We start from the raw sequence: 22,747 nt of genomic DNA on the forward strand, positions 1-22,747 counted from the left end.
GGCCCCGAGCCCGGCCTCGACATCGACCCCTTCGCCGCCCGCGGCGGGCCCGCGCCCGGCCGGGCTCAGGCGGTCACGGCGTCGACCAGCGCGGCCAGCGCCGACGCCAGCCGGGTGAGCCCGGGGCCGGCCGGGCCGCCCGGCTCGCTCATGTACGCGTCCCGGCGGATCTCCACCATCAGCGCCCCGACCCGGGGCTCCTTAGCGTAGAACTCCAGCGGCACGTACGCGCCGCTGAACGGGCTGTCCAGTCCCGTCTCCCCGCACCCGGCGAACGCCTCGCGCGCCGCGGCGAGCAGTCCGGGCGGGGTGTGGAAGGAGTCGGTGCCGAGGCACACCGGCGGCCGGGGTCCCGCACCGTGCAGCTCGTACGGGAGCGGCGCCGTGGGGTAGGAGTGCACGTCGACGATCAGCGCCCGGCCGGTGGCGGCCAGCCGGTCCGCCACCGCGTCCGTCATCGCCCGTGCGTACGGCCGGAAGTAACGCTCGATCAGCGGCTCCGGGTCGGTGTCCGCGGACCGCAGCGCGGCCCGGTGCGTGGTCCGCGTGTACACCGCCCCCATCCCGGCCGACAGCATCTCCTCCCGTTCGTCCGGGAACCGCTCCGGGTCGACGACCAGCCGGGAGAGCCGGTTGACGAACCGCCAGGGAGTCACCCCGGCCAGCCCGGCCGCCGCGTCGGCCAGCTCCGCGGTGTGCGCGTCCGTGATGTGGTCGAGCTCCCGCTCCAGCGCCGCGTCGTCCAGCACGATGCCGGCGCGCACGTCGGCCGGTATCTCCCGCGCCGAGTGCGGCACGTGCAGGATCACGGGGGAGCCGTTCGCGCCGGGCAGAAGCTCGAAAGAGGGGGCGGTGGGGTGCGGCACGGGCTGCTCCGGGGGCGTTGTCAGTGGCGTCGTGCATGATCAAGGTGTCACACGGGACCGTCGAGTCGAGCACAGGGGGAACAGCATGCCCGTCGTCAACCAGCAGGTGACCGCACACCCGTTCCTGGCGGCGTTGTACCGGGACGACTACTTCCCCGACCACGTGGTGGACCGCGGCAGGGCGGTGCTGCTGGCGCTGTGCGAGCGCGTCGAGGCCGAACGGCCGGCCGACCTCGCCGCGCTGTACGCCCTGACCCACGCGGCCACCGACGAGTTCAACGCCCTGCAGGCCGCCTTCGAGGCGGCCGGCAGCGAGATCGAGACGGTGGCCCGGGAGGAGATAGCCCGCGACTTCCGCTTCGTCGCCCACGCCTACGGCTTCCCCGACGCCGACGTGGAGGAGCTGATCGCCACCCGCGACTGGTGACCGCTCAGCCCTCCGCGAGCAACTCCCGCACCAGCGTGGCGACCTGATCCGTCTCGATCAGGAACCCGTCGTGCCCGTACGGCGACTCGATCACCCTCAGCCGGTCCGCGGACGGGATGTGGGCCGCCAGCTCGGCCTGCTGGGCGAGCGGGTAGAGCCGGTCGGAGTCGACGCCCGCGACCAGCGTGCGGGCGGTGACCCGGCGCAGAGCGGCCCGCACGCCGCCGCGGCCGCGCCCGACGTCGTGCGCGTTCATGGCCTGCGTCAGCACCACGTAGCTGCCCGCGTCGAACCGCCGTACCAGTTTGGCGGCATGGTGGTCGAGGTACGACTCGACCTGGTACCGGCCGCCGTCGAACGGGTCCTCGGCGCCCTGGGGCGTACGGCCGAAGCGGAGCTGGAGCTCCGGCTCGCTGCGGTAGGTGACGTGGGCGAGGCGGCGCGCGAGGCCGAGCCCGGCGTGCGGGCCGCGCCCGGTGTCGTGGTAGTCGCCGCCCTGCCAGTGCGGATCGGCCCGGACGGCGTGCAGCTGGACGCCGGCCCAGGCGATCTGCTCCGCGCTCGCCGCCGCCGTCGTGGCGAGCAGCAGCAGCGCGCCGGTCCGCTCCGGGTGGGTGACCGCCCACTCCAGGGCGCGCATCCCGCCCATCGAGCCGCCGACGACCAGCGCCCACCGCTCGACGCCGAGCGCGTCGGCCAGCGCGGCCTCGGCGGCGACCTGGTCGCGCTGGGTCAGGAACGGGAAGGCCCCGCCCCAGCTGCGCCGCCCGTCGGGACGCGGCGAGGCCGGCCCGGTGCTGCCCTGGCAGCCGCCCAGCACGTTCGGGGCGACGACGAAGAACCGGTCGGTGTCGAGCGGCAGGCCAGGCCCGACCAGCCCCTCCCACCAGCCCGGGGTCGGATGGCCGGGGCCGGCCGGGCCGGCGACGTGGCTGTCGCCGGTGAGCGCGTGCAGCACCAGCACGGCGTTCGAGCGGTCCGGAGCGGGCCGCCCCCACGTCTCGAACGCGAGCCGTGCGCCCGGCAGTTCACCGCCGGCCTCCAGCGGCAGCGGCCCGTCCAGGACGTGCCACCGGCGCCGCCCCGGCGGGTCCCCCTCCCGCCACGCCCCGGTGGCCGGCGGGAGGGGGACCGTGGGACGCGGGTCCGCGGGGACGGCGTTCAGGACGCGCCCTTGGCCGCGCGGAAACCGGCCTCCAGGTCGGCCTTGAGGTCCTCGAGGTTCTCGATGCCGACCGACAGGCGCACCAGGCCCGGTGTGGTCCCGGTGGCCGCGAGCTGCTCCTCGTCGAGCTGGCTGTGCGTCGTGGACGCAGGGTGGATGATCAGGCTGCGCACGTCGCCGATGTTGGCGAGGTGGCTGAACAGCCGCACCGCGTCCACGAACCGCTTGCCCGCCTCCACTCCGTCCCGCAGCTCGAAGGAGACCACCGCGCCCGCACCGCGCGGCAGGTAGGTCCGTGCCGCCTCGTGCCAGCGGCTGGACGCCAGGCCCGGATAGTGGACGGCGGCGACCTCGTCGCGCTGCTCCAGCCATTCGGCGAGCGCCAGCGCGTTCGCGGAGTGCCGTTCGATGCGCAGGCTCAGCGTCTCCACGCCCTGCAGCAGCAGGAAGGCCGAGTGCGGGGACAGGGCCGGCCCCAGATCGCGCAGCAGCTGCACCCGCAGCTTGGCCGCGAACGCGCCCGGGCCGAGCGCCGGCCAGTACCGCAGCCCGTGGTAGCTGGGGTCGGGCTCGGAGAAGTCGGGGAACCGCTCGGGGTGCGCCCCGAAGTCGAAGGTGCCGCCGTCCACGACCACGCCCGCGATGGTGGTGCCGTGCCCGCCGAGGAACTTGGTCGCCGAGTGCACGACGACGTCCGCGCCGTGCTCGATCGGCCGCAGCAGGTACGGCGTCGGCACGGTGTTGTCCACGATCAGCGGCACGCCCGCCGCGTGGGCGACGTCCGCGACCGCCCGCACGTCGAGCACGTTGCCGCGCGGATTGCCGAGTGTCTCCGCGAACAGCGCCTTGGTGTCCGGCCGGATCGCCGCCCGCCAGGCCTCGACGTCGTCCGGGTCCTCGACGAAGGACACCTGGATGCCGAACCTCGGCAGCGTGTGCCGCAGGAGGTTGTAGGTCCCGCCGTACAGCGAGGCGCTGGAGACGATGTGGTCGCCGGCGCCGGCCACGGTGAGGATCGCCAGGGTCTCCGCGGCCTGCCCCGACGCCAGCGCCACCGCGGCGACACCGCCCTCCAGAGCCGCGATCCGCTGCTCGAAGACGTCCTGGGTGGGGTTGTGGATGCGGGTGTAGATGTTGCCGGGCTCGGCGAGCGAGAACAGGTCGGCGGCGTGCTGGGTGTCCCGGAAGACGAACGAGGACGTCTGGTAGATCGGCGTGGCCCGGGCGCCGGTCGCCGGGTCCGGCACGGCCCCGGCGTGGATCTGCTTGGTCTCGAACGACCAGGCCGGGGTCCCGGGCTCGGTGGAGCTCTCGTCCGGCGTGTGACCGGCGGCGACGGCGTCGATGGGCTGGCTCATGATGTGTGGCTCCTGGTGCTGGTGCTGGTGCTGGTGCTGGGCGCTGGCGGGATGCGGGTCCGGGTCCGGTCGGGGATGGATGCGGCCGGATACGGGTGCGGCCGGGCAGGGATACGGGTGCGGGCACGACGGAGGGCGGGACGAGCGGGGGAGGATGTACGGGCCGGGGCGGAGCGTCAGCTCACGGCGCGACAACCCGTGGTCGTGACGTGCCCGTGGTCGACGTGGCGGCGGGTCACGAGCACGGTCATGCGACGAGGGAAGCACACACGCCCACCGCGGGACCAGCCCGCCGCCGCCGCTGACATGTGAATTTCATGAACGGCCACACGCCCGTAGCCGCTGCACGCCGCACGGCCGGAGGCCGGCGTGTTCGCCGGGCAGGGTCTCGATGCGCAACGGTCATGAGGCGAGAGCTTGTTGCTGCCAGCGGCCGGGGGCCGGGGGCCGGGGTGAGCAGGGTGAACCATTTGCCGACGGTGTCGAGCGTGGAGCGGCCGGCGGTGAGCCAGAAGAGGGGCATACGGCGGCCGGGCTCCGCGGTGGGGAAGTACTCCGTGCCGGAGGGCTCGGGAGGCTCGCAGTGGGCGCTCGGGACGGCGCCGGAGCGGTAGGTCGTACCCAGCACGAGGCCCAGTTGGGCGAAGTACCTTTCCGGCCAGGGGAGTTCCGTCGGGGTCGAGGCCGCCGCGCCGGCCCGGAGCTGTTCGTTGCGCGCGTTCAGCACCTGGAGCAGGAGTCGGGTGTCGTCGACCGCTTGGCGGAGCGTTTCGCGGGCGACCGGGTGCCGCTCGGTCTGGTGGCTGTCCAACCGGCCTGGTCCGGCCCACCCTTGGAGTACACCGGCCGGTTTCCAGCACTGGCCGGCACTGCCCCGCTGACGGCTCCGCCCCGGCGGGCGGTGGTGGGCCGGCCGGGGCGGAGATGGGGCGGGGACCCTGGAGGTCAGGGTCCGTCGGGCGTCAGCTCAGGGTCGCCAGCGCCTCGTTCCAGGTGGCGGACGGGCGCATGACCGCGGAGGCCTTGGCCGGGTCCGGCTGGTAGTAGCCGCCGATGTCGGCCGGCTCGCCCTGGACGGCGATCAGCTCGTCGACGATGCGCTGCTCGTTCGCGGCGAGCGTCTCGGCCAGCGGCGCGAAGGCCTTGGCCAGGTCGGCGTCCTCGGTCTGCCCGGCCAGCTCCTGCGCCCAGTACAGGGACAGGTAGAAGTGGCTGCCGCGGTTGTCGATGCCGCCGACGCGACGGGTCGGGGACTTGTCCTCGTTGAGGAAGGTCGCCGTGGCGCGGTCGAGGGTGTCGGCGAGCACCTTGGCGCGGGCGTTGCCGGTGAAGTCGGCGTACTGCTCGAGGGACGGCACCAGGGCGAAGAACTCGCCGAGGGAGTCCCAGCGCAGGTAGTTCTCCTTGACCAGCTGCTGGACGTGCTTCGGCGCGGAACCGCCGGCGCCCGTCTCGAACAGGCCGCCGCCCGCCATCAGCGGGACGACCGACAGCATCTTGGCGCTGGTGCCCAGCTCCAGGATCGGGAACAGGTCGGTCAGGTAGTCGCGCAGCACGTTGCCGGTCACGGAGATGGTGTTCTCGCCGCGGCGGATGCGCTCCACCGACAGCTTGGTCGCCTCGACCGGGTTCAGGATGCGGATGTCCAGGCCCTCGGTGTCGTGCTCCGGGAGGTACTGGTTGACCTTGGCGATCAGGTTGGCGTCGTGGGCGCGGTTCTCGTCCAGCCAGAACACCGCCGGGTCGCCGGTGGCGCGGGCGCGGGTGACGGCCAGCTTCACCCAGTCCCGGATCGGGGCGTCCTTGGTCTGGCAGGCGCGGAAGATGTCGCCGGCGGAGACGGTCTGCTCCAGGACGACGTCGCCGTTGCCGTCGACCAGGCGGACCGTGCCCGTGGTGGGGATCTCGAAGGTCTTGTCGTGGGAGCCGTACTCCTCGGCCTTCTGCGCCATCAGGCCCACGTTGGGGACGGAGCCCATGGTGGCCGGGTCGTAGGCGCCGTTGGCGCGGCAGTCGTCGATCACGGCCTGGTACACGCCGGAGTAGGAGGAGTCCGGCAGGACCGCGAGGGTGTCGTGCTCCTGGCCGTCCGGGCCCCACATGTGGCCGGAGGTGCGGATCATGGCCGGCATGGAGGCGTCCACGATCACGTCGGACGGCACGTGCAGGTTGGTGATGCCCTTGTCGGAGTCGACCATCGCCAGCTCCGGGCCCTCGGCGATCTCGGCGTCGAAGGAGGCCTTGATCTCGGCGCCCTCGGGCAGGGCCTCCAGGCCCTTGAGGATGCCGCCCAGGCCGTCGTTCGGGGTCAGGCCGGCCGCGGCGAGCGTCTCGCCGTACTTCGCGAACGTCTTCGGGAAGAAGGCGCGCACCACGTGACCGAAGATGATCGGGTCGGAGACCTTCATCATCGTCGCCTTCAGGTGCACGGAGAACAGGACGCCCTCCTGCTTGGCGCGGGCGACCTGCGCGGTGAGGAACTCGCGCAGCGCGGCGACGCGCATCACGGAGGCGTCGACGACCTCGCCCTCGAGCACGGGTACGGACTCGCGCAGCACGGTGGTCGTGCCGTCGTCGCCGACCAGCTCGATGCGCAGCGAACCGGCCCCGGAGATCACCGTGGACTTCTCGGTGGAGCAGAAGTCGTTCTCGCCCATGGTGGCGACGTTGGTCTTCGACTCCGCCGACCAGGCGCCCATGCGGTGCGGGTGGGTCTTGGCGTAGTTCTTGACCGAGGCGGGGGCGCGGCGGTCGGAGTTGCCCTCACGCAGGACCGGGTTGACGGCGGAGCCCTTGATCTTGTCGTAGCGGGCCTGGATCTCCCGCTCCTCGTCGGTCTTCGGGTCGTCCGGGTAGTCCGGCAGCGCGTAGCCCTTGCCCTGCAGCTCCGCGATCGCGGCCCGCAGCTGCGGGATCGACGCCGAGATGTTCGGCAGCTTGATGATGTTGGCCTCGGGCGTCTTGGCCAGCTCGCCCAGCTCGTGCAGGGCGTCCGGGATGCGCTGGTCCTCGGTCAGGTACTCCGGGAACACGGCGATGATGCGTCCGGCCAGCGAGATGTCGCGGGTCTCCACGGCGACACCCGCCTGCGAGGCGTACGCCTGGACCACCGGCAGGAAGGAATACGTCGCCAGGGCCGGGGCCTCGTCAGTGTGCGTATAGATGATGGTCGAGTCAGTCACCGGGTGCTCCGCTCCACGTCTGCAACATTGCTCGACATCAAGATATCTCGTGAGCGGGGCCTCCTCGACAGCGGCCCTTGGTCACTTTTCACGCCACGCGCCCGAAGTTCGCGCCACGTGCCCGAAGAGGGCCGCCCGGGTGCAACCGAGAGGCCGAGCCCGGGGTCCTGGAAAGAGATCGTGCATCTGATCGTCGAAGCGGCCGGAACCGACCACCCGGCCGCCCGAACGAAAGCTGACCATGAGATATCGCACCAGAGTGACGGGCCCGGCCGCCCTGCTCGGCACCGCCGTGGCACTGACCGTCGGGAAAACGGCGCAGGCGGCGGACGGCACCGCCACCCCGGCCCCCGGAACCCTCGACGACACCGCCACCCCGGCCCCCGGAACCCCCGACGACACCGCCACCCCGGGCCCCGAGACCCTCGGCGACACCGTCTTCCCCGACCTCGGCAACGACGGCTACCGCGTCTCCCACTACTGCCTCGACCTCGCCTACGACGCCACGACCAGGCTCGTCGAGGCCACCGCGACGTTACGCGTCCGCACCACCCGGGCGCTGACCCGGCTCTCCCTGGACGCCCTCGGCCTGGACATACACGCCGTCCGCGTCGACGGCGAGGCCGCCGCCTTCGAGCAGGCGGACGAGAAGCTGCGCGTCACGCCCGCCGCCCCGCTGCCCGCGCGGGCCGGGGCCACGGTCCGCGTCGACTACACGGCCGACCCCGGCCGCACCCTGTCGCACACCGCCTGGGTCGTCACCCCCGACGGCTTCGCGGTCTGCCCGCAGCCGAACTCCGCGCACACCGTCTTCCCCTGCAACGACCACCCCTCGGACAAGGCCGGCTTCACCGTCCGCATCACGGTCCCCGAAGGCCTGCGGGGCGTGGCGAACGGCCTGCTCACCGCTACCGAGGCCCTCTCGGGCGGCCGGACGGCGTACACGTACCGCTCCCGCGAGCCGATGGCCACCGAGCTGGTGCAGATCACGGTCGGCGACTACCTCGTCAAGGACCGGCAGGGCCCGCACGGGCTGCCGCTGCGCGACGTCGTCCCGGCCGCCCGCGCCGCCGCTCTGGAACCGGCGCTGGCGCTGACCCCGGGCCTGGTGGGCTGGCTGGAGGCGCGGCTGGGCGCCTACCCGTTCGAGACGTACGGGCTGCTGCCCTGCAACTCCGACGACCCGAACGCCTTCGACTTCACCGGCCTGGAGACCCAGACCCTCACCCTGTACAAGCCGAACTTCCTGCTCCAGGAGGAGAGGAAGATCGGCTCGCACATGATGCACGAGCTGGTCCACTCCTACTTCGGCAACAGCGTCTCGCCCGCGACCTGGGCCGACCTGTGGCTGAACGAGGGCCACGCCGACTTCTACGGGCTGCTGTACCGCTACGAGCGCGGCTGGGCCGACTCCCTCGGGCTGACCACCCTGGAAGCCCGCATGAAGGACACCTACGCCCGCGGCGACCAGTGGCGCGCCGACTCCGGCCCGGTGGCCGCGCCGAACGCGGTCGACCTCTTCGACAGCCAGCGCTACCTGGGCGGCGTCCTGGTCCTGTACGCCCTGCGCCAACTGGTCGGCGAGAACGCCTTCAACGCCCTCGAACGCGCCTTCCTCGACCGCCACCGCAACTCCGCGGCGACGACGGAGGACTACATCGCCGTCGCCTCGGAGGTGTCGGGCCAGGACGTGTCCGGCTTCCTGCGGGAGTGGCTGTACGGCACGAAGACGCCGCGGATGCCCGGCCATCCGGACTGGACGGTCAACCCGGTGAGCTCGTCCCTCGTCGCCCCGCACAGCCGCAGGGGCGGGCACTACCACGAGAACTCGGCGACCCTGTGAGCCGCCGAAGCCGCTGACCCGGCCGGCCTACTCGAGGCGGGCGGCGTTCGCGTCGCCCGCCTCCGTGTGGACGCGCTGCTGCGGGATCGCCACCGAGCCCTGCTGCAGCGCCACCGTGCGCGCCGGCGCCGGGATGCTGATGCCCTCGTCCCGGTAGCGCCGGTGCAGCCGCTTGATGAACTCGTGCTTGATCCGGTACTGGTCGCTGAACTCGCCCACGCCCAGGATGACCGTGAAGCCGATCCGGGAGTCGCCGAAGGTGTGGAACCGGATCGTCGGCTCGTGCTCGGGGACGGCGCCGGCGATCTCGGTCATCACCTCGGCGATGACCTCGTTGGTCACCCGCTCGACGTGGTCGAGGTCGCTGTCGTAGGCGACGCCCACCTGCACCAGGATCGTCAACTGCTGCTCGGGACGGGTGAAGTTGGTCATGTTCGTCTTCGCGAGCTGGCCGTTGGGGATGACCACCAGGTTGTTGGAGAGCTGACGGACGGTCGTCTGACGCCAGTTGATGTCGACGACGTACCCCTCCTCGCCGCTGCTGAGCCGGATGTAGTCGCCGGGCTGCACGGTCTTGGAGGCGAGGATGTGGATGCCCGCGAAGAGGTTGGCGAGGGTGTCCTGCAGCGCCAGGGCGACCGCCAGACCGCCCACGCCCAGGGCGGTGAGCATCGGCGCTATGGAGATGCCCAGCGTCTGCAGCACCACCAGGAAGCCGATCGCCAGCACCAGCACCCGGGTGATGTTGACGAAGATCGTCGCGGATCCGGCGACGCCGGAGCGGGACTGGGTGACCGTGCGCACCAGGCCGGCGATGACCCGGGCCGCCGTCAGCGTCACGACGAAGATGAGGATCACGGTCAGGACCTGGTTGACGTGGTGCTGGACCGCCTTCGTCAGCGGCAGCACCCCGCCCGCGGCGGCCGCGCCGCCGACGATCGCCGACCACGGCACCACCGTGCGCAGCGCGTCCACGATGACGTCGTCGCCGCTCCAGCGGGTCCGGTCGGCGTGCTTGCCCAGCCAGCGCATCAGCATGCGCAGCAGGAAGGCCGCCAACAGCCCGGCGGCCAGCGCGATTCCGGCGAGGACCAGGTCGTCGACGGTGAGCGGCCGGGTCAGCACGGTGAGCGTTCGGGTCACCGGTCACCTCCGGGGAGCGGTTCTGCGGCGGGCGCCGCCGCGGAAGGCCGGATGTGAAGTGTCGTCACGTTGTTGCCACCTGCTCGGTCTCGGGATGTGCGACCCCTCATCCTGCCGTATCCGGCAGGGCGGTTCACCTGCGCCCGAGACCGCGCGGTGGGGTGCGGGAGCGTCAGATGACCTTCATGCGCACCAGCGCGCCCAGCGTCAGCGCCCCCGGCAGCAGCGGCAGCCAGACGGTGATGACGCGGTAGGCGACGACGACCGCCGTGGCCACCGCGGCCGGGCCGCCCGCCGCGACCAGCGCCAGCACCAGCGCCGCCTCCACCGAGCCCACCCCGCCCGGCGTCGGCACCAGGGCCACCGCGACGGTCGCCGCGAGGTACGCCACCGCCGTGTGCACGGCGGGCACCGGCAGCTCCAGCGCGCGGCCGACCAGGGCCAGCCCGGCCGCCTGCAGCGCGGGGAAGGCGAACGCGCCGCCCCACAGGGCGAGGGCGCGGGACGGACGGGTGTGCACCGAACGCAGTTCGCCCAGCGCGGTGCGCAGGAAGGACGCCACGGCCGTCCGCAGCCGCCGTACCCCCGCCAGGACCGCCGCGGCCGCGACCACCACCGCGCCGGCCGCGTACAGCAGGGGGCCCATCGCGTCGTGCGGGAGCAGGGGACCGAGGCGCAGCGCGCCCGGGAAGGCGAGCAGCAGGCCGGCCAGCAGGGCGAGCCGGGTGACCGACTCCGCCAGCAGGTACAGCGCGAGCGCGGCGGAGGAGCGGGCGAGCGGGATCCCGCAGACGGTCATGAAGCGCAGGTTGACCGCGCTCGCGCCGAGGCCGGTGGGCAGCAGGTGGTTGGCCGCGCCCGCCGCGAACTGGGCGGCGAGCAGCCGCCGTCGGGGCAGCCGTTCCACGACCGCGCCCTGCCGGGTGAAGGCGGCCGCCACCCAGGTCAGACAGGTCGCGCCGCCCGCGGCCAGCAGCCACGGCCACTCCGCCGCGCGCAGCCGGGAGAAGCCGTCGGCGAGGACACCGTGGTGCCGTACGGCGACGACGGTGACCAGCAGCAACGGCACCAGGCACAGGATCCGGCGGACCGGGACACGCCGGGGGAGACGTGCTCGGCGTCCTTCGGGGAGGCGCCCTCGGGAGGGACTTCCTTCGGGGAGACGGCCTTGGGGGAGGCGTCCCTGGTCGAGCGGTGCTTCGGGGAGGTGTACCGCGGTCACATCGGACGAGGGTGCCCGCTCGCCGCCAACCGCGGGTTGCGGGATCGCGGACGGCCGCTTACGGACGGGCAGCGGGTGGGGAGACGGGGCCATGGGGTCCTTCGGGCGAGGGGACGGTGCGAGGGGGTGGAGCCGGGGGCGGAGCGGGGGGACGAAGCGGGGGAGTGTTGACCTCGACAACGATCGAGGTTCTACCTTCTCTCCATGAGCATGGAGACCACGGCGTGGACACAGCTGCACAGTGTCATGAACGCCCAGCAGGAGCGTCGGCCCCTCGCGCGTGCCACGCTGCGCCGTATCGGCGCGTTCGCCCGCCCGCACCGCGCCCGCATCGCGCTGTTCGTACTGCTCGGAGTCGTGACCGCGCTGCTCGCCGTCGCCACCCCCGTGCTGGCCGGCCGCGTCGTCAACGCGATCGTGTCGGGCGACGACGAGGGCACGGTCGTACGCCTGGCCCTGCTCATCGCGCTCATCGCGATCGCGGAGGCGGCGCTCGGCGTCCTCGGCCGCCGGCTGTCGTCGACGCTCGGGGAGGGCCTGATCCTCGATCTGCGGACGGCCGTGTTCGATCATGTGCAGCGGATGCCGGTCGCGTTCTTCACACGTACCCGTACGGGCGCGCTGGTCTCCCGGCTCAACAACGACGTGATCGGCGCGCAGCGGGCGTTCAGCAACACGCTGTCGGGCGTGGTGAGCAACGTGGTCACGCTGGTGCTCACGCTCGCCGTGATGCTCACGCTGTCCTGGCAGATCACGCTGCTCGCGCTGGTGCTGCTGCCGGTGTTCGTCGTCCCGGCCCGGCGGATGGGCAGCCGGATGGCCCGCATGCAGCGGGAGGCGGCGACGCTGAACGCGGCGATGGGCACCCGTATGACCGAGCGCTTCTCGGCGCCCGGAGCCACGCTGGTCAAACTGTTCGGGCGCCCGGAGGAGGAGTCGCGGGAGTTCGCCGAGCGGGCCCGCCGGGTGGCGGACATCGGCGTTCGCACCGCCACGGCCCAGTCGGTGTTCATGACGGCGCTGACCCTCGTCTCCTCCCTGGCCCTCGCCCTCGTATACGGCCTCGGCGGCTGGTTCGCCCTGCGCGGCAGCCTGGAGCCGGGCGCCGTGGTGTCGCTGGCGCTGCTGCTGACCCGCATGTACGCGCCGCTGACCGCGCTGGCCGGCGCACGGGTGGAGGTGATGAGCGCCCTCGTCAGCTTCGAGCGCGTCTTCGAGGTGCTGGACCTGAAGCCGCTCATCGAGGAGCGGCCCGACGCGCGCGCCGTCCCGGAGGGCCCGGTCGCCGTCGAGTTCGACGACGTCCGCTTCGCCTACCCGTCGGCCGACAAGGTCTCCCTGGCCTCCCTGGAGGAGGTGGCGTCCCTGGACACCCGAGGCGGCGCCGAGGTCCTGCACGGCGTCTCCTTCCGCGCCGAACCCGGACAGACCGTCGCGCTCGTCGGCTCCTCCGGCGCGGGAAAGTCCACCATCGCCGCCCTGCTGCCGCGCCTGTACGACGTCGACGAGGGCGCCGTGCGCATCGGCGGCGTCGACGTCCGCGAGCTGAGCGCCGCCTCCCTGCGGGCCACCCTCGGCATGGTCACCCAGGACGGCCACCTCTTCCACGACACCGTCCGAGCCAACCTGCTGCTGGCCCGCCCCGGGGCGGCCGAGCCCGAACTGTGGGACGCGCTGCGCCGCGCCCGCCTCGACGACCTCGTACGGTCCCTGCCCGACGGCCTCGACACCGTCGTCGGCGAGCGCGGCTACCGGCTCTCCGGGGGCGAGCGGCAGCGCATGACCATCGCCCGGCTGCTGCTGGCCCGCCAGCGCGTCGTCGTCCTCGACGAGGCCACCGCCCACCTCGACAACACCTCGGAGGCCGCCGTCCAGGAGGCGCTCACCGAGGCCCTGGAGGGCAGGACCGCAGTCGTCATCGCCCACCGGCTGTCCACCGTCCGGTCGGCGGACCTCATCCTGGTCGTCGAGGACGGCCGCATCGTGGAACGCGGCACCCACGAGGAACTGCTGGCGGCGGGCGGGCGGTACGCGGAGCTGTACCGGACGCAGTTCGAGCGCGTGGAGGGGCAGGCGGAGGTGGCGGCGGGGGACGCCGTGGTGTGAGCGGCGGGGCGGGCCCCGTCGCCCGCCCCGGGCCGAGGACTGACACACCGTCGAACTCACTGCCCCGCAGCGGCGTGACACCGCTTCGAGGGTGGGCTGTGCCGAACCATTGCCGACGGCAACGCGCCTCGCTATGTTAATCGGAAATCACATCAGTGAGGCGACGTTCGTCATGCATCAGTCGCGCAATTCACCAGTAAGTGACGGCACTTGAAATCCTCTGGCCCATCAGGGAAGCAGGTAAGTCAATGGAGAACCTCAGCAGGCGCAAGCTTCTGTCGCTCGGTGCCGCACTCGGCCTCGTGGGCGTGGCGAACTCCGCCCCGGCGTGGGCGTCGACAGGCTCGGTGACGGCGGACGCCGCCGCGGGGACCGGTCCGCAGTGGATCTGGGACGACCTGGCGGACCCGCTGATGGCGTCGATGATCGACAACGGACACGTGCCGGCGATCAACACGGCGTGGGCGTCGTGGGTGAACAACAACGACCCGCTGCCCAGCGGCCTGCCGGCCGAGTTCGCCGCATACCTCGGTCAGGTCAACAAGCTGCCCTCCTGGGCGGACCAGACCAAGCTGACCCGCGCCGCCGACTTCAACCGGCGCAGGGACACGTACCTGTTCATGCTGTACGGCCTCGGCAGCGGAATCATGAGCACCGTGATCCCGCGCGAGGCCAAGAGCGTCTACTGGTCGGCGGGCGGCGCCAACATGCAGGACCGCGCGGCCAAGACGTTCACCTTCGGATACGACCTGTCCCAGCTGGGAGCCTTCCAGCCGACCGGACAGTTCGTCGTCACCGCCAACAAGACGCGCGTGGTGCACGCCGCGGTGCGGCACCTGCTGCCGCAGTCGCCGCACTGGCGGGCGGTCGCCGACGAGACCGTCCCGATCAGCGCCGCCGACATCCTGGTCACCTTCCACAGCCTCGGCACCTACGTGCACCGGAAGCTGCTCGAGTGGAAGATCCCGTTCCCGGCCGCGGACCAGGAGGCCTTCCTGCACTCCTGGCAGGTCGCCATCCACCTGCTCGGCGTGCCGGACGAGTACATCCCGCAGACGTGGGCGGAGGCCGACAAGCAGTCGGCGCAGGTGCTCACCCCGATCCTCACCCCGACGACCGAGGGGATCGAACTGGCCGAGGACCTGCTCGGCCTGACCGCACAGATCGACCTCGGCGTCACGCGTGGCTTCCTGAACGAGTTCGTGCGCTACGTCCTCAGCGACGAGGTCGGGGACTGGCTGGGACTGAAGCGCGACTACGCGGCGGCGGCCCTGGTCCGCACCGCATGGCCGGCGTACATCCTGTTCCGCGAGGGGCTGTCGCCCGTCATGCCCGCCACCTTCTACATGGTGGACCAGTTCGTGCGCGCCCTGGCCATGCTGTTCCTCAACAAGGGCACCTCCGGGACCAGCACCCCCATCACGATCCCCACCGGGAACAGGCCGGACTGAGCCCTCGGTCCGACGCCACTCCTGCCCGCCCCATGGCAGCCGGGCCGAGGGGCGGGTGCCGTTCACAGCCCCAGAGCGCCCACGACCAGCGCGGTCACGGCCGCACGATGCTCGGGGCTGTCCCGCCACCGCAGTCTGCGTCCCGCCTCGACCACCACGCCGAACCCCGCGTGCACCAGGACCCGGGCCCGGCTCGGGTCCAGCTCCGGACGGGCCAGCCGCAACTGCTGCTCCCAGACCGCGATGTGTTCGCGCTGCGCGACGACCAGCGGCCGCCGCAGGTCGTCCGGCAGGCCGGCGAGCTCGGCCTCGGCGACGCTGTTCAGCTCGGTGTACTCGAAGCTGTAGGCCACGTACGTCGCTGCCAGCGCGACGACGGCGTCGTGCGGGTCGGCCACCTCGTGCAGACTCCGCTCCACCCCCTGGGCCAGCAGTCCCGCCGCCTGGAGGCACGCCGCCGCCAGGATGTCGATCTTGCCCGGGTAGTGGCGGTAGAGCGCGGACGGGGTCAGTCCCACCGCCTCCGCGATCTGTCCGTTCGTGACGTTGGCGAACCCGTCCCGCGCGAACAGCGGGATGGAGGCCGCGAGTATCTCCGCGCGCCGCGTGCGCGGCACGGGCCGGGCGGGCAGCTCGACGGGGTGCGCGCCGAGCCGGCCCGCCGCCGGATCGGTCGCGGCCACCCGCAGCGCGGACGCCAGCAGCAGGTCCTCGGCCCGGCGCTGGGCGATGGAGGTGTGGTGCATGGTGATGGACCCGATCGCGCCGAGGGCGGCCATGGCCCGCAGGCGCTCGTCGGGCAGTGGGTGCTCGCGCTGCACCGCCTCGTCGACCCGCTTGACGAGGCGGCCGAACGTCACCCCGAGGCGTCGGCGGTCCTCGCGGTTGAGGTACCGGGCCTCCCACCGGTACACGCCGCCCGACGCGCGATGGGCGACGGTGACCCGGGCGACGGCGCTGAGCACGTCCGGCAGGGCCGCTCCGGGCGGCACCTCGTCCAGCGCGGCGACCAGTCTGTCCGCCATGACGTGCGCGCACTCGGCGAACAGCGCGTACTTGTTCGGGAAGTGCCGGTACAGCGCGGCCGCGGTGATACCCACGCCGGCCGCGACCTCCTCCATGGACGCCTTGTGGTAGCCGCGCTCGCTGAAGACCCGCCCGGCCGCGTCGACGATGAGCTGCTTGCGGTTGCGGGGCCGAGTGGCCGTGACCGGATCGGCGGCCGCGGCCGCGGCCGATCGGGCGGATGGGGAGGCGGGAGCCATGCGGATCAGTCAATCACACGCCGCCGGAAGGGCCGGCTCCCTCGGGGTGCGGACCGCATGCCGGGGGGCGCGGGGATCCGGGGGAGCCGGAGACGGCGGCGCGGAACGCGGCGCGGTGGACACGTGAGGCGGCCCGCACCGGCCGGAACCGAACCGGTGCGGGCCGCCTTTCGGCCCTGACGTTCAGCTGTGGCGTCCAGCCGATGCGTTCAGCCGTGACGTCCAGCCGTGGCGCTTCACTTCTCCAGGTCGGCGCGCATCGCGACGATCAGCTTCTCGGCCTCGGGAACGGTGCTGTTGGGGAAGTGGACCACTCCGGCGGTCGTGTCGTCGGCCCAGCCGCAGACGACGTCGCCGTCCTCGACGAAGGAGGCCAGCAGGCACTCCACCGAACCGCCGAGCGGGCCGACGTCGCCGATCGGCTGGGCCTGCGGCGGGGTGCCCTCCCACTTGAGGTAGTCGAGCATGCCCCGGAACAGGTACTCCCGGCGCTTGCTGGTCTCCTCCGGGACGTTGTCCACGGCGACGACGAGCACGTTCGCCTGCCGGCCCTGCGAGTCCTTGCGCAGGTACTTCTGCTCCACCATGTTCATGTTGTCCCGCACGTCGCCGGGATCGACGGGGACGTCCGTGAGCTGCGCCCTGCCGGTCGCCTTGGGCAGACCGCCCGCCTGCGGCGCGTCGACGACGCGCCGCGCCGAGGAGGGAGTGCCGTCCTGGGACGGGGGCGCGTCGGTCGCGGGCGGCCGGTTGTCCGACGGCTTGGACGCGGCTGGCGAAGCACCGGCGGTGAGGCTGGGGTCGGCCTCGATGTCGTTGGGCTGGCAGCCGGTGAGCAGGGCCGCGCCGATGACGGCCACAGCGAGAACGGGAACGCGTCGGACACGCATGGATGACTCCCCCGTGAGGACCGAAGTCCTCGTCGTTCGAATGTGTTTCATGGACTTTCCGTAGATCGTCCGGACTCGGTTGACTGGACGACCCGGTGGGCATGGATGGTTCCGGGAAACCTGATGTCGCTGCTGTTCCGCGACGCGCCCATGATCCGCGGACCGGCTTGGAATCCGCTGGAAACCGTCGGCCGGAGCGTCAAGGGCTCCCCTCCCCGTGGCGTGGGGGGTGGCGCGGTTCTCAGTCGGTGACGAGGACGTAGTCGTGGCTCTTCTCCACGGAGATCAGCTTCAGGTGGACGCGGCCCTGGTCGTCGGTGGTGCGCTGCCATCCCCAGCGCTGCGGGGAGTGGTCCTGCTCCGCGTCCATGTCCGAGTCGCTGTTGCAACCGCCCTGGTACGCCTGGCGGTTGATCTCCGGCTCGAGGATGATCGTCTGTCCGTCCTGGGTGGCCCTGCCGCGCTGGTAGGTGAGCGCCCGGCTGTGGCAGGCGCTGCCGCTGATGTTGGTCGCGGTGTAGCCGGACCAGACGTAGTGGCCGTCGGCGGTGATACGGATGCCGCTGCCGGCCCGGACGGCGTCCGGATCGGACGGCCAGCCCGACTGCGGGTCGTAGATGTCCAGGTTGCGCTTGCCGAGCGTCAGGTAGTCGGACGGCTCCTGCCATTCGCCGACCAGTTGGGCGGAGACCTTGCCCGAGGGCTTGCCGGCCGCGGCGGTGGAGGTCGCCGCACTGGGAGTTGCGGCGCCCGGGGTCGCGGCGCCCGGGCCGGCGATGCCGTCGTCCCCGGTCGGGCCGCAGCCCACCAGGAGCGCGGCGAGCGAAAGACCCAGGGCGGCGGCAGCGGCGCGGCGGGCCGGGGCGGTGGGGACGGTGTGCATGGGTTTCTCCCTCAGAGCGGATCGAACGGATCAAGTGGAAGGCCAGGCGCCGGCCTTCGAGGCGTGGCCCGGGTCCCGATGAGTGTGAGTCTCCGGCCACCTGCTGTAAGGCGGCTGCAGAGGACGGGTGTCCGGTGCCGGGCGGCTTGCAGCCGACTCCAAGGGCCCAGGCAGATCCAAGGCTCCGGGCCGGTTCGAGGACCCGGGCCGACGGTCCTCCGCAGCGGTCGCGGTGACGGGGACTCAGCTGTTGTCGCTGAGGAAGCCCCAGTCGTTGTCGGTCAGATCGATGCCGTCGCCGCGGCCACCGGAACCGGCGGCCTGGAGCAGTTCCCTGGTGGCGTCCGCGATCGGCAGCTCGAAGGCGAGGTCCATCACCGGATCTACCAGACCCCGGTCCCGGAACGGCGCGGGCAGCCGGTCCACGAACGCGCTCGCCCCGATCAGGGCGGCGAGATGGAGGTCGCGGGCGTCGGACGGTCCAGCCGCCGGTCCCCCCTTCCCGGACCGGACGGCACCCGCGACCCGGGAGGCCAGCCGCGCGGACCAGCCCGGGTCCGCCCGCAACCGGTCGCCGCCGACGTCCAGCACGCCCAGCAGGCGCCGGGGCCGTCGGGCTGCGAGGCCGCGGGCGGTCAGCAGCTTGAGCCAGCCGACGTCGGTGCTGGGCGAGGCCGCCTCGCGCACCCAGTGCTCCAGGCCCGCCGACCGGGATCCGCCACCGGCGTCCCGCAGCCGCCGCAGCAGCTCCGCCAGCAGCGGGTCGCCGGACAACGGGTCGGCCGGCGACGGCCCGGCGGACCGCGGGCCGGCCGTCCCCGCCTGCCGTTCCAGCGCGACCCGGGAGCCCCGCACGGTGAGCGCCCCGCGGAGCAGCAGCTCGGTGAGCATGGCTCCGGCCAGCAGCAGACCGGTATGACGCGGTGGCTTCAGGGCTCCGGTCCGGGGATGCGTGTGGAGCAGCAGCAGGTCCTCGGGAAGGGTGGTGGACGGCACGGCGGACATGTCTCTCCTTCGGGGCGGGAGCGGTCAGGCGGCGTACGCGGCGACCGCCGGCGCGGGGCCGGCCGACCGCGTCCGCCCGGTCGTGACGAGCAGCCCCCCGTGCTTCTGCACGGGCCCCTGCCCCGTCCGCCGGACCGTCACCGGCAGCCCCAGGGCCTCGGCGCAGCGCACCGCCACGCCGGAGCACAGCGCGGCCAGGTCGTCGAGGGACAGCACGCGGGTGTTCGGCACGGCGTTTCCTTCCTCCGTCGAGCGGCAGGTCCGGCGTTCGGACCGGGCGAAGCTCGGGGCAGGCCGGACACGCGCGCCGTCCGGGCGGCCGTAGCCGGAGCATGGAGATCCACTCTGCAAGGCCGCTGGAACCGGCCCACGGCCCGCCGGTCCCGGCTTTCCAGCCAACTCCAAGCCGGGGTAGCCAGCATGGTGTCCGGGAAAAGGGATGTGTGACGGTGGCGGGGTACGGGGGTGCCTCACCACCGGGACGTACCGCAACCGGGTACGGGCGCACAGCCGCCCGGACCCACGCGGAAGCGTGACGGTGGTGGGGTACGGGGGTGCCTCACCACCGTCGGCCGCGTCACGGCCGGGGACGGGCGCCCCGGCGGCCGGACCGGTGCCGGTCACGGACGAGGACGCACGTCCGCTTCCACTCCCGCTTCCAGGTCCGCGCCCGCCCCGAGAGAGGTGACGGAGCGATACATGTACTCGTTCATGTCCGCGGGCGACATCTTCCGGCCCGCCTCGTGGCAGCGGACGAAGTCCTCCGTGGACAGCGCCTCCCGTACCAGCCTGGCGTGCCCCGGCCCGTCGACGGGGTCCATGAGGACCGGCGAGTACCCGATGCGGGAACCCTGTTCCTCGACGACGCCCAGGAGCATGGCCCCGGCCTCCTGGTGCCCGGTCAGCGTCAGCGCGGCGGCGGTGGCGTGGGCGATCGCCAGCCAGCCGGTGACGTCGCCCTCCTCCTCGATCACCCGCAGGGCGGTCACGCCCGCGGCGAGCGCCTCGGCCGGGCGGCCCTCGGCGATGTCGCTCTTCATCAGCAGCCAGGCGGACGAAGCCTGGACGAACCGGTGACCGCAGGCCCTGGCCAGTTCCTTGGACCGGGTCAGGATCTCCCGTGCGCGGTCGCCCGGTCCCGTCATGCGCAGCAGCATCCCGAGGACCATGAGCGTCTCGGACTCCAGCCACGGTTCCTGCGACGCGCGGGCCAGTTCGACCGCGCCCTCGGCGATCTTCTCGCTGCCCGGCTTGCCCAGCAGTCCCTCGAACAGCGCACGGTAGGCGAGCGCCCCGGCCTCGGACCTGAGGTCGTCGGCCTCCCGGGCGTGCCGGGCCGCTTCCGCCGACGCCTGGGCCGCCGTCGCGAAGTCGCCCAGCAGGTAGGACAGCGCCCCCACGCCCATCAGGGCGCGCGCCCGCGGACCCGGCGCGCCCTCGGGGCAGATGTCCAGGGCCGCCTTCAGCCAGCCCAGGCCCTCGGCGATGTGACCCCACCGGTACCAGTACCGGTGCAGGGCGCCGGCCAGGCGGAGCGCGTACTCGGAGTCCCTGGCCAGCAGCGCGGAGGTGAACGCCGCCCTGATCTCCGGCAGGTCCCGGGTCGTCTGCTCCATGCCCGCCCGCGCGTGCTTGCCGTACAGCAGCTGCTCGGCCGCCTCGGCCCGGCCCAGCACCCACGACCGGTGCGACGACTGGGCGGCGGTCAGCACGGCCGGATCGGCCTTGCGGCGGGCGAAGTCCTTGAGGGTCTGGAGCATGCGGTAGCGCCGGGGCCGGCTGCCGGCCACCGTGGCCAGCAGGGACTTGCGGACGAGCGCGGACAGGTCGGAGAGCACCGGCCTGCCGCCGACCGCGGTCGCGGCGTCCAGGTCGAAGCCGCCCGCGAACACGCTGAGCCGGTAGAACAGCTCACGCTCGGGCTGGTTCAGCAGCCGGTGGCTCCACTCCACGGTGGTCTGCAGCGCCCGGTGCCGGGCCGGGCCGGTCTCCGGGCCGCCGACGAGCACCGCGAAGGGATCGTCGAGGGCCTGCGCGATCTGGTCCACCGCCAGCATGCGGCACTGGGCGGCGGCCAGTTCGATGGCCAGCGGCAGCCCGTCGAGTTCCTGGCAGATCGCCTCGCCGGTCGCGATCTCGTGGGTGTCCGGCACCCAGCCGGGAACGGCGGCGGCCGCCCGGGCGAAGAACAGCTCCCGGGCCGCGTCGGGCGGCAGCGGCCCGACCTCGTACACCACCTCGCCCGCCACGCTCAGCGGCTCCCGGCTGGTGGCGAGGATCCGCAGTCCGGGGCAGTGCGACAGCAGGTGGGCGACGGTGCTCGCGGCGGCGCTCAGGACGTGCTCGCAGTTGTCCAGGAGCAGCAGGGTGCCGCGGGCGCCGAGCACCTGCGCCAGGCGCTCCGCCGTCGTGGCGTCGCGGAAGCCGAGCACGTCGGCGATGTCGGCGACCAGCAGCTCGGGATCGGGGGTCTCCAGGTCGGCGAGCTCCACCAGCCACGGCCCGTCCTCGTCGTCGCGCGCGTGGGCCACCTCGAGGGCGAGCCGGGTCTTCCCGATGCCGCCGGCGCCGGTGAGCGTGACCAGGCGGTTCTCCCGGAGCAGGGCGCCGACGCGGGCCCGCTCCTCGTCCCGCCCGACCAGTCCGGTCAGCGCCAGGGGCAGCCGGCGACCGCGCCGTGCCGAAGACGCGGGCTCGAGGTCCACCGGCTGCACCGGGCCGGTGACGGGCGGCGCGGCGGAGGAGTCCTGCTCCAGCAGCGCCACCTCCAGGCGGCGCAGCGACGGTCCCGGGTCGACGCCCAGTTCCTCCGCGAGCACCCGGCGGGCCGTGCGCAGCGCCGACAGCGCGTCGCCCTGCCGCCCCGACCGGTACAGGGCCAGCGCGAGCAGTTCCCAGCCCCGTTCGCTGAGCGGCTGCTCGGCCGTGTGCTTCTCCAGGTCGCCGATCACCGCGGTGTGCCGCCCCCGGGCCAGCTCGGCGGTGAACAGGTCCTCCTGGGCGGACAGCCGGAGACCGTGCAGCCGGGCGGCCTCGGGCACGGCGAAGGCGTACTCGGCGAACTCGTGGTAAGCGGGTCCCCGCCACAGGCCGAGTGCCTCACCGAGCACGGCGGCGGCCGCGTCGGGGTCCCCTGAGCGCACCAGGCGCTCGCCCTGTGCGGCGAGTTCCGTGAACCGCTCCGCGTCCACCTGCTCCGGCTTCAGGCGCAGGGCGTACCCGAGGCCCTCCCGGACCACCACCTGCGCCGAGCCCCCGGTCGTGCGTCCCGGCTCGAGCACCTTCCGCAGGCCCGCTATGTACGAGTGCAAGGTGGCCGTGGTCGGGTCGCTCTGGCCGTCCCACGCATCGTTGATCAACACGTCCTGCGGCACCAGCCGGCCGCGGGCGGCCACCAGCACCGCGAGCACGGCACGCTGCCGTATCCCTCCCAGCGCGACCGGCCGGCCGTCCACGCTGGCCGAAACAGGCCCCAGCACACCGATGCGGACCTCGTGCATTCTTCGCCCCGTCCCTCAATTGGACCAAGAGAATGCCAGAAAAGGTCGCCAAAGCAGAACGGCTGCCGTCCATCCGGACATATCCGTGACATTACTATCCGGCCACCTGCCCGGTGGCGGACCCGCGCACGGCCATGCCACAGCCCTGCCACGGCCCTGCGCCGGCCCGCTTCCGGGGTCTCCACCGGCCGTCGCCTGGACGTTCGCCGGTCCCGGGCCGCCGCCTCGCAGCCCACTGCGACCGTGCCGCCGCCTTGAAGGCCACTGGAACCCGGCCGCCGCCTTGAAGGTCGCTGGAACCCGGCCGCCGCCCACTGGAACACCGTTCCAGCTGCCTTGCAGAACCGGCCCGCAGTATCGGTTCCGGCCGCCCGGTCAGGCGCTCCACGAGGAGACCTGCCGACGGGCCGGCCGAACGGTTCGAAGCCCTTCTCAGGACTG

At 72.9% G+C, this 22,747-nt stretch carries 16 protein-coding genes; 4 read left to right on the top strand and 12 right to left on the bottom strand.

The annotated features are described in order from the left end of the window. Window positions 1–65: 65 nt before the first annotated feature. Window positions 66–866 (bottom strand): N-formylglutamate amidohydrolase, encoded by an 801-nt coding sequence (locus AB0G63_RS34130; RefSeq protein WP_360758435.1) that lies wholly within the window; start codon window positions 864–866, stop codon window positions 66–68. Window positions 867–951: 85 nt separating this feature from the next. Here AB0G63_RS34130 and AB0G63_RS34135 point away from each other — a divergent pair, with 85 nt between their 5' ends. Further along, entirely contained in the window at window positions 952–1,293 is a 342-nt protein-coding gene (locus AB0G63_RS34135; RefSeq protein WP_360758437.1) for a DUF5713 family protein, read from the top strand. 4 nt (window positions 1,294–1,297) lie between these two features. Here the strand turns inward: AB0G63_RS34135 and AB0G63_RS34140 are convergent, their stop codons facing one another. The 3 genes from AB0G63_RS34140 to AB0G63_RS34150 all read right to left on the bottom strand — a co-directional run bounded on the left by AB0G63_RS34140 (window position 1,298) and on the right by AB0G63_RS34150 (window position 6,998). Further along, complete coding sequence (locus AB0G63_RS34140) at window positions 1,298–2,458, bottom strand: homoserine O-acetyltransferase (protein WP_360758486.1); 1,161 nt, start codon at window positions 2,456–2,458, stop codon at window positions 1,298–1,300. Continuing rightward, complete coding sequence (locus AB0G63_RS34145) at window positions 2,455–3,816, bottom strand: bifunctional o-acetylhomoserine/o-acetylserine sulfhydrylase (RefSeq protein ID WP_360758439.1); 1,362 nt, start codon at window positions 3,814–3,816, stop codon at window positions 2,455–2,457. The genes AB0G63_RS34140 and AB0G63_RS34145 overlap by 4 nt, the downstream gene beginning before the upstream one ends. A gap of 962 nt (window positions 3,817–4,778) precedes the next feature. Next, window positions 4,779–6,998, bottom strand: a complete 2,220-nt coding sequence (locus AB0G63_RS34150; protein ID WP_360758441.1) for an NADP-dependent isocitrate dehydrogenase — start codon at window positions 6,996–6,998, stop codon at window positions 4,779–4,781. Window positions 6,999–7,239: 241 nt separating this feature from the next. Between AB0G63_RS34150 and AB0G63_RS34155 the strand changes: the two genes are divergently transcribed. Next, on the top strand, window positions 7,240–8,841 hold the full coding sequence (locus AB0G63_RS34155) for a M1 family metallopeptidase (protein WP_360758443.1): 1,602 nt from the start codon (window positions 7,240–7,242) through the stop codon (window positions 8,839–8,841). A 27-nt stretch (window positions 8,842–8,868) separates the two neighbouring features. Here AB0G63_RS34155 and AB0G63_RS34160 read toward each other — a convergent pair whose 3' ends face one another. Continuing rightward, window positions 8,869–9,963, bottom strand: coding sequence for a mechanosensitive ion channel family protein (locus tag AB0G63_RS34160; RefSeq protein WP_360758488.1), 1,095 nt, complete (start codon window positions 9,961–9,963; stop codon window positions 8,869–8,871). Between the two features lie 193 nt (window positions 9,964–10,156). Continuing rightward, window positions 10,157–11,299: a lysylphosphatidylglycerol synthase domain-containing protein gene (locus AB0G63_RS34165; protein ID WP_360758445.1), complete on the bottom strand. Its 1,143-nt coding sequence runs from the start codon at window positions 11,297–11,299 to the stop codon at window positions 10,157–10,159. A gap of 117 nt (window positions 11,300–11,416) precedes the next feature. On the opposite strand from AB0G63_RS34165, the gene AB0G63_RS34170 reads away from it, so the two are divergent. After that, window positions 11,417–13,312 carry an ABC transporter ATP-binding protein gene (locus AB0G63_RS34170; RefSeq protein ID WP_360758490.1) on the top strand — a complete coding sequence of 632 codons (1,896 nt, stop codon included), beginning with the start codon at window positions 11,417–11,419 and terminating at the stop codon, window positions 13,310–13,312. A 248-nt stretch (window positions 13,313–13,560) separates the two neighbouring features. Continuing rightward, the gene (locus tag AB0G63_RS34175) at window positions 13,561–14,763 is read left to right on the top strand and encodes an oxygenase MpaB family protein (protein ID WP_360758447.1); all 1,203 of its coding nucleotides are present in this window, start codon (window positions 13,561–13,563) and stop codon (window positions 14,761–14,763) included. A 62-nt stretch (window positions 14,764–14,825) separates the two neighbouring features. Here the strand turns inward: AB0G63_RS34175 and AB0G63_RS34180 are convergent, their stop codons facing one another. From AB0G63_RS34180 to AB0G63_RS34205, 6 genes are all read right to left on the bottom strand, one after another. Beyond that, complete coding sequence (locus AB0G63_RS34180; RefSeq protein WP_360758448.1) at window positions 14,826–16,028, bottom strand: TetR/AcrR family transcriptional regulator; 1,203 nt, start codon at window positions 16,026–16,028, stop codon at window positions 14,826–14,828. 236 nt (window positions 16,029–16,264) lie between these two features. Beyond that, on the bottom strand, window positions 16,265–16,918 hold the full coding sequence (locus AB0G63_RS34185) for a hypothetical protein (RefSeq protein ID WP_360758451.1): 654 nt from the start codon (window positions 16,916–16,918) through the stop codon (window positions 16,265–16,267). Between the two features lie 241 nt (window positions 16,919–17,159). After that, window positions 17,160–17,801 carry a hypothetical protein gene (locus tag AB0G63_RS34190; RefSeq protein WP_360758453.1) on the bottom strand — a complete coding sequence of 214 codons (642 nt, stop codon included), beginning with the start codon at window positions 17,799–17,801 and terminating at the stop codon, window positions 17,160–17,162. Between the two features lie 243 nt (window positions 17,802–18,044). Beyond that, window positions 18,045–18,806: a GPP34 family phosphoprotein gene (locus AB0G63_RS34195; RefSeq protein WP_360758455.1), complete on the bottom strand. Its 762-nt coding sequence runs from the start codon at window positions 18,804–18,806 to the stop codon at window positions 18,045–18,047. A gap of 24 nt (window positions 18,807–18,830) precedes the next feature. Continuing rightward, complete coding sequence (locus AB0G63_RS34200; RefSeq protein WP_360758457.1) at window positions 18,831–19,037, bottom strand: hypothetical protein; 207 nt, start codon at window positions 19,035–19,037, stop codon at window positions 18,831–18,833. 389 nt (window positions 19,038–19,426) lie between these two features. Continuing rightward, the gene (locus AB0G63_RS34205) at window positions 19,427–22,306 is read right to left on the bottom strand and encodes a BTAD domain-containing putative transcriptional regulator (protein ID WP_360758460.1); all 2,880 of its coding nucleotides are present in this window, start codon (window positions 22,304–22,306) and stop codon (window positions 19,427–19,429) included. Between the last annotated feature and the right edge of the window lie 441 nt (window positions 22,307–22,747).

The organism is Streptomyces sp. NPDC020996, assembly GCF_040641355.1.
Lineage (GTDB): Bacteria > Actinomycetota > Actinomycetes > Streptomycetales > Streptomycetaceae > Streptomyces.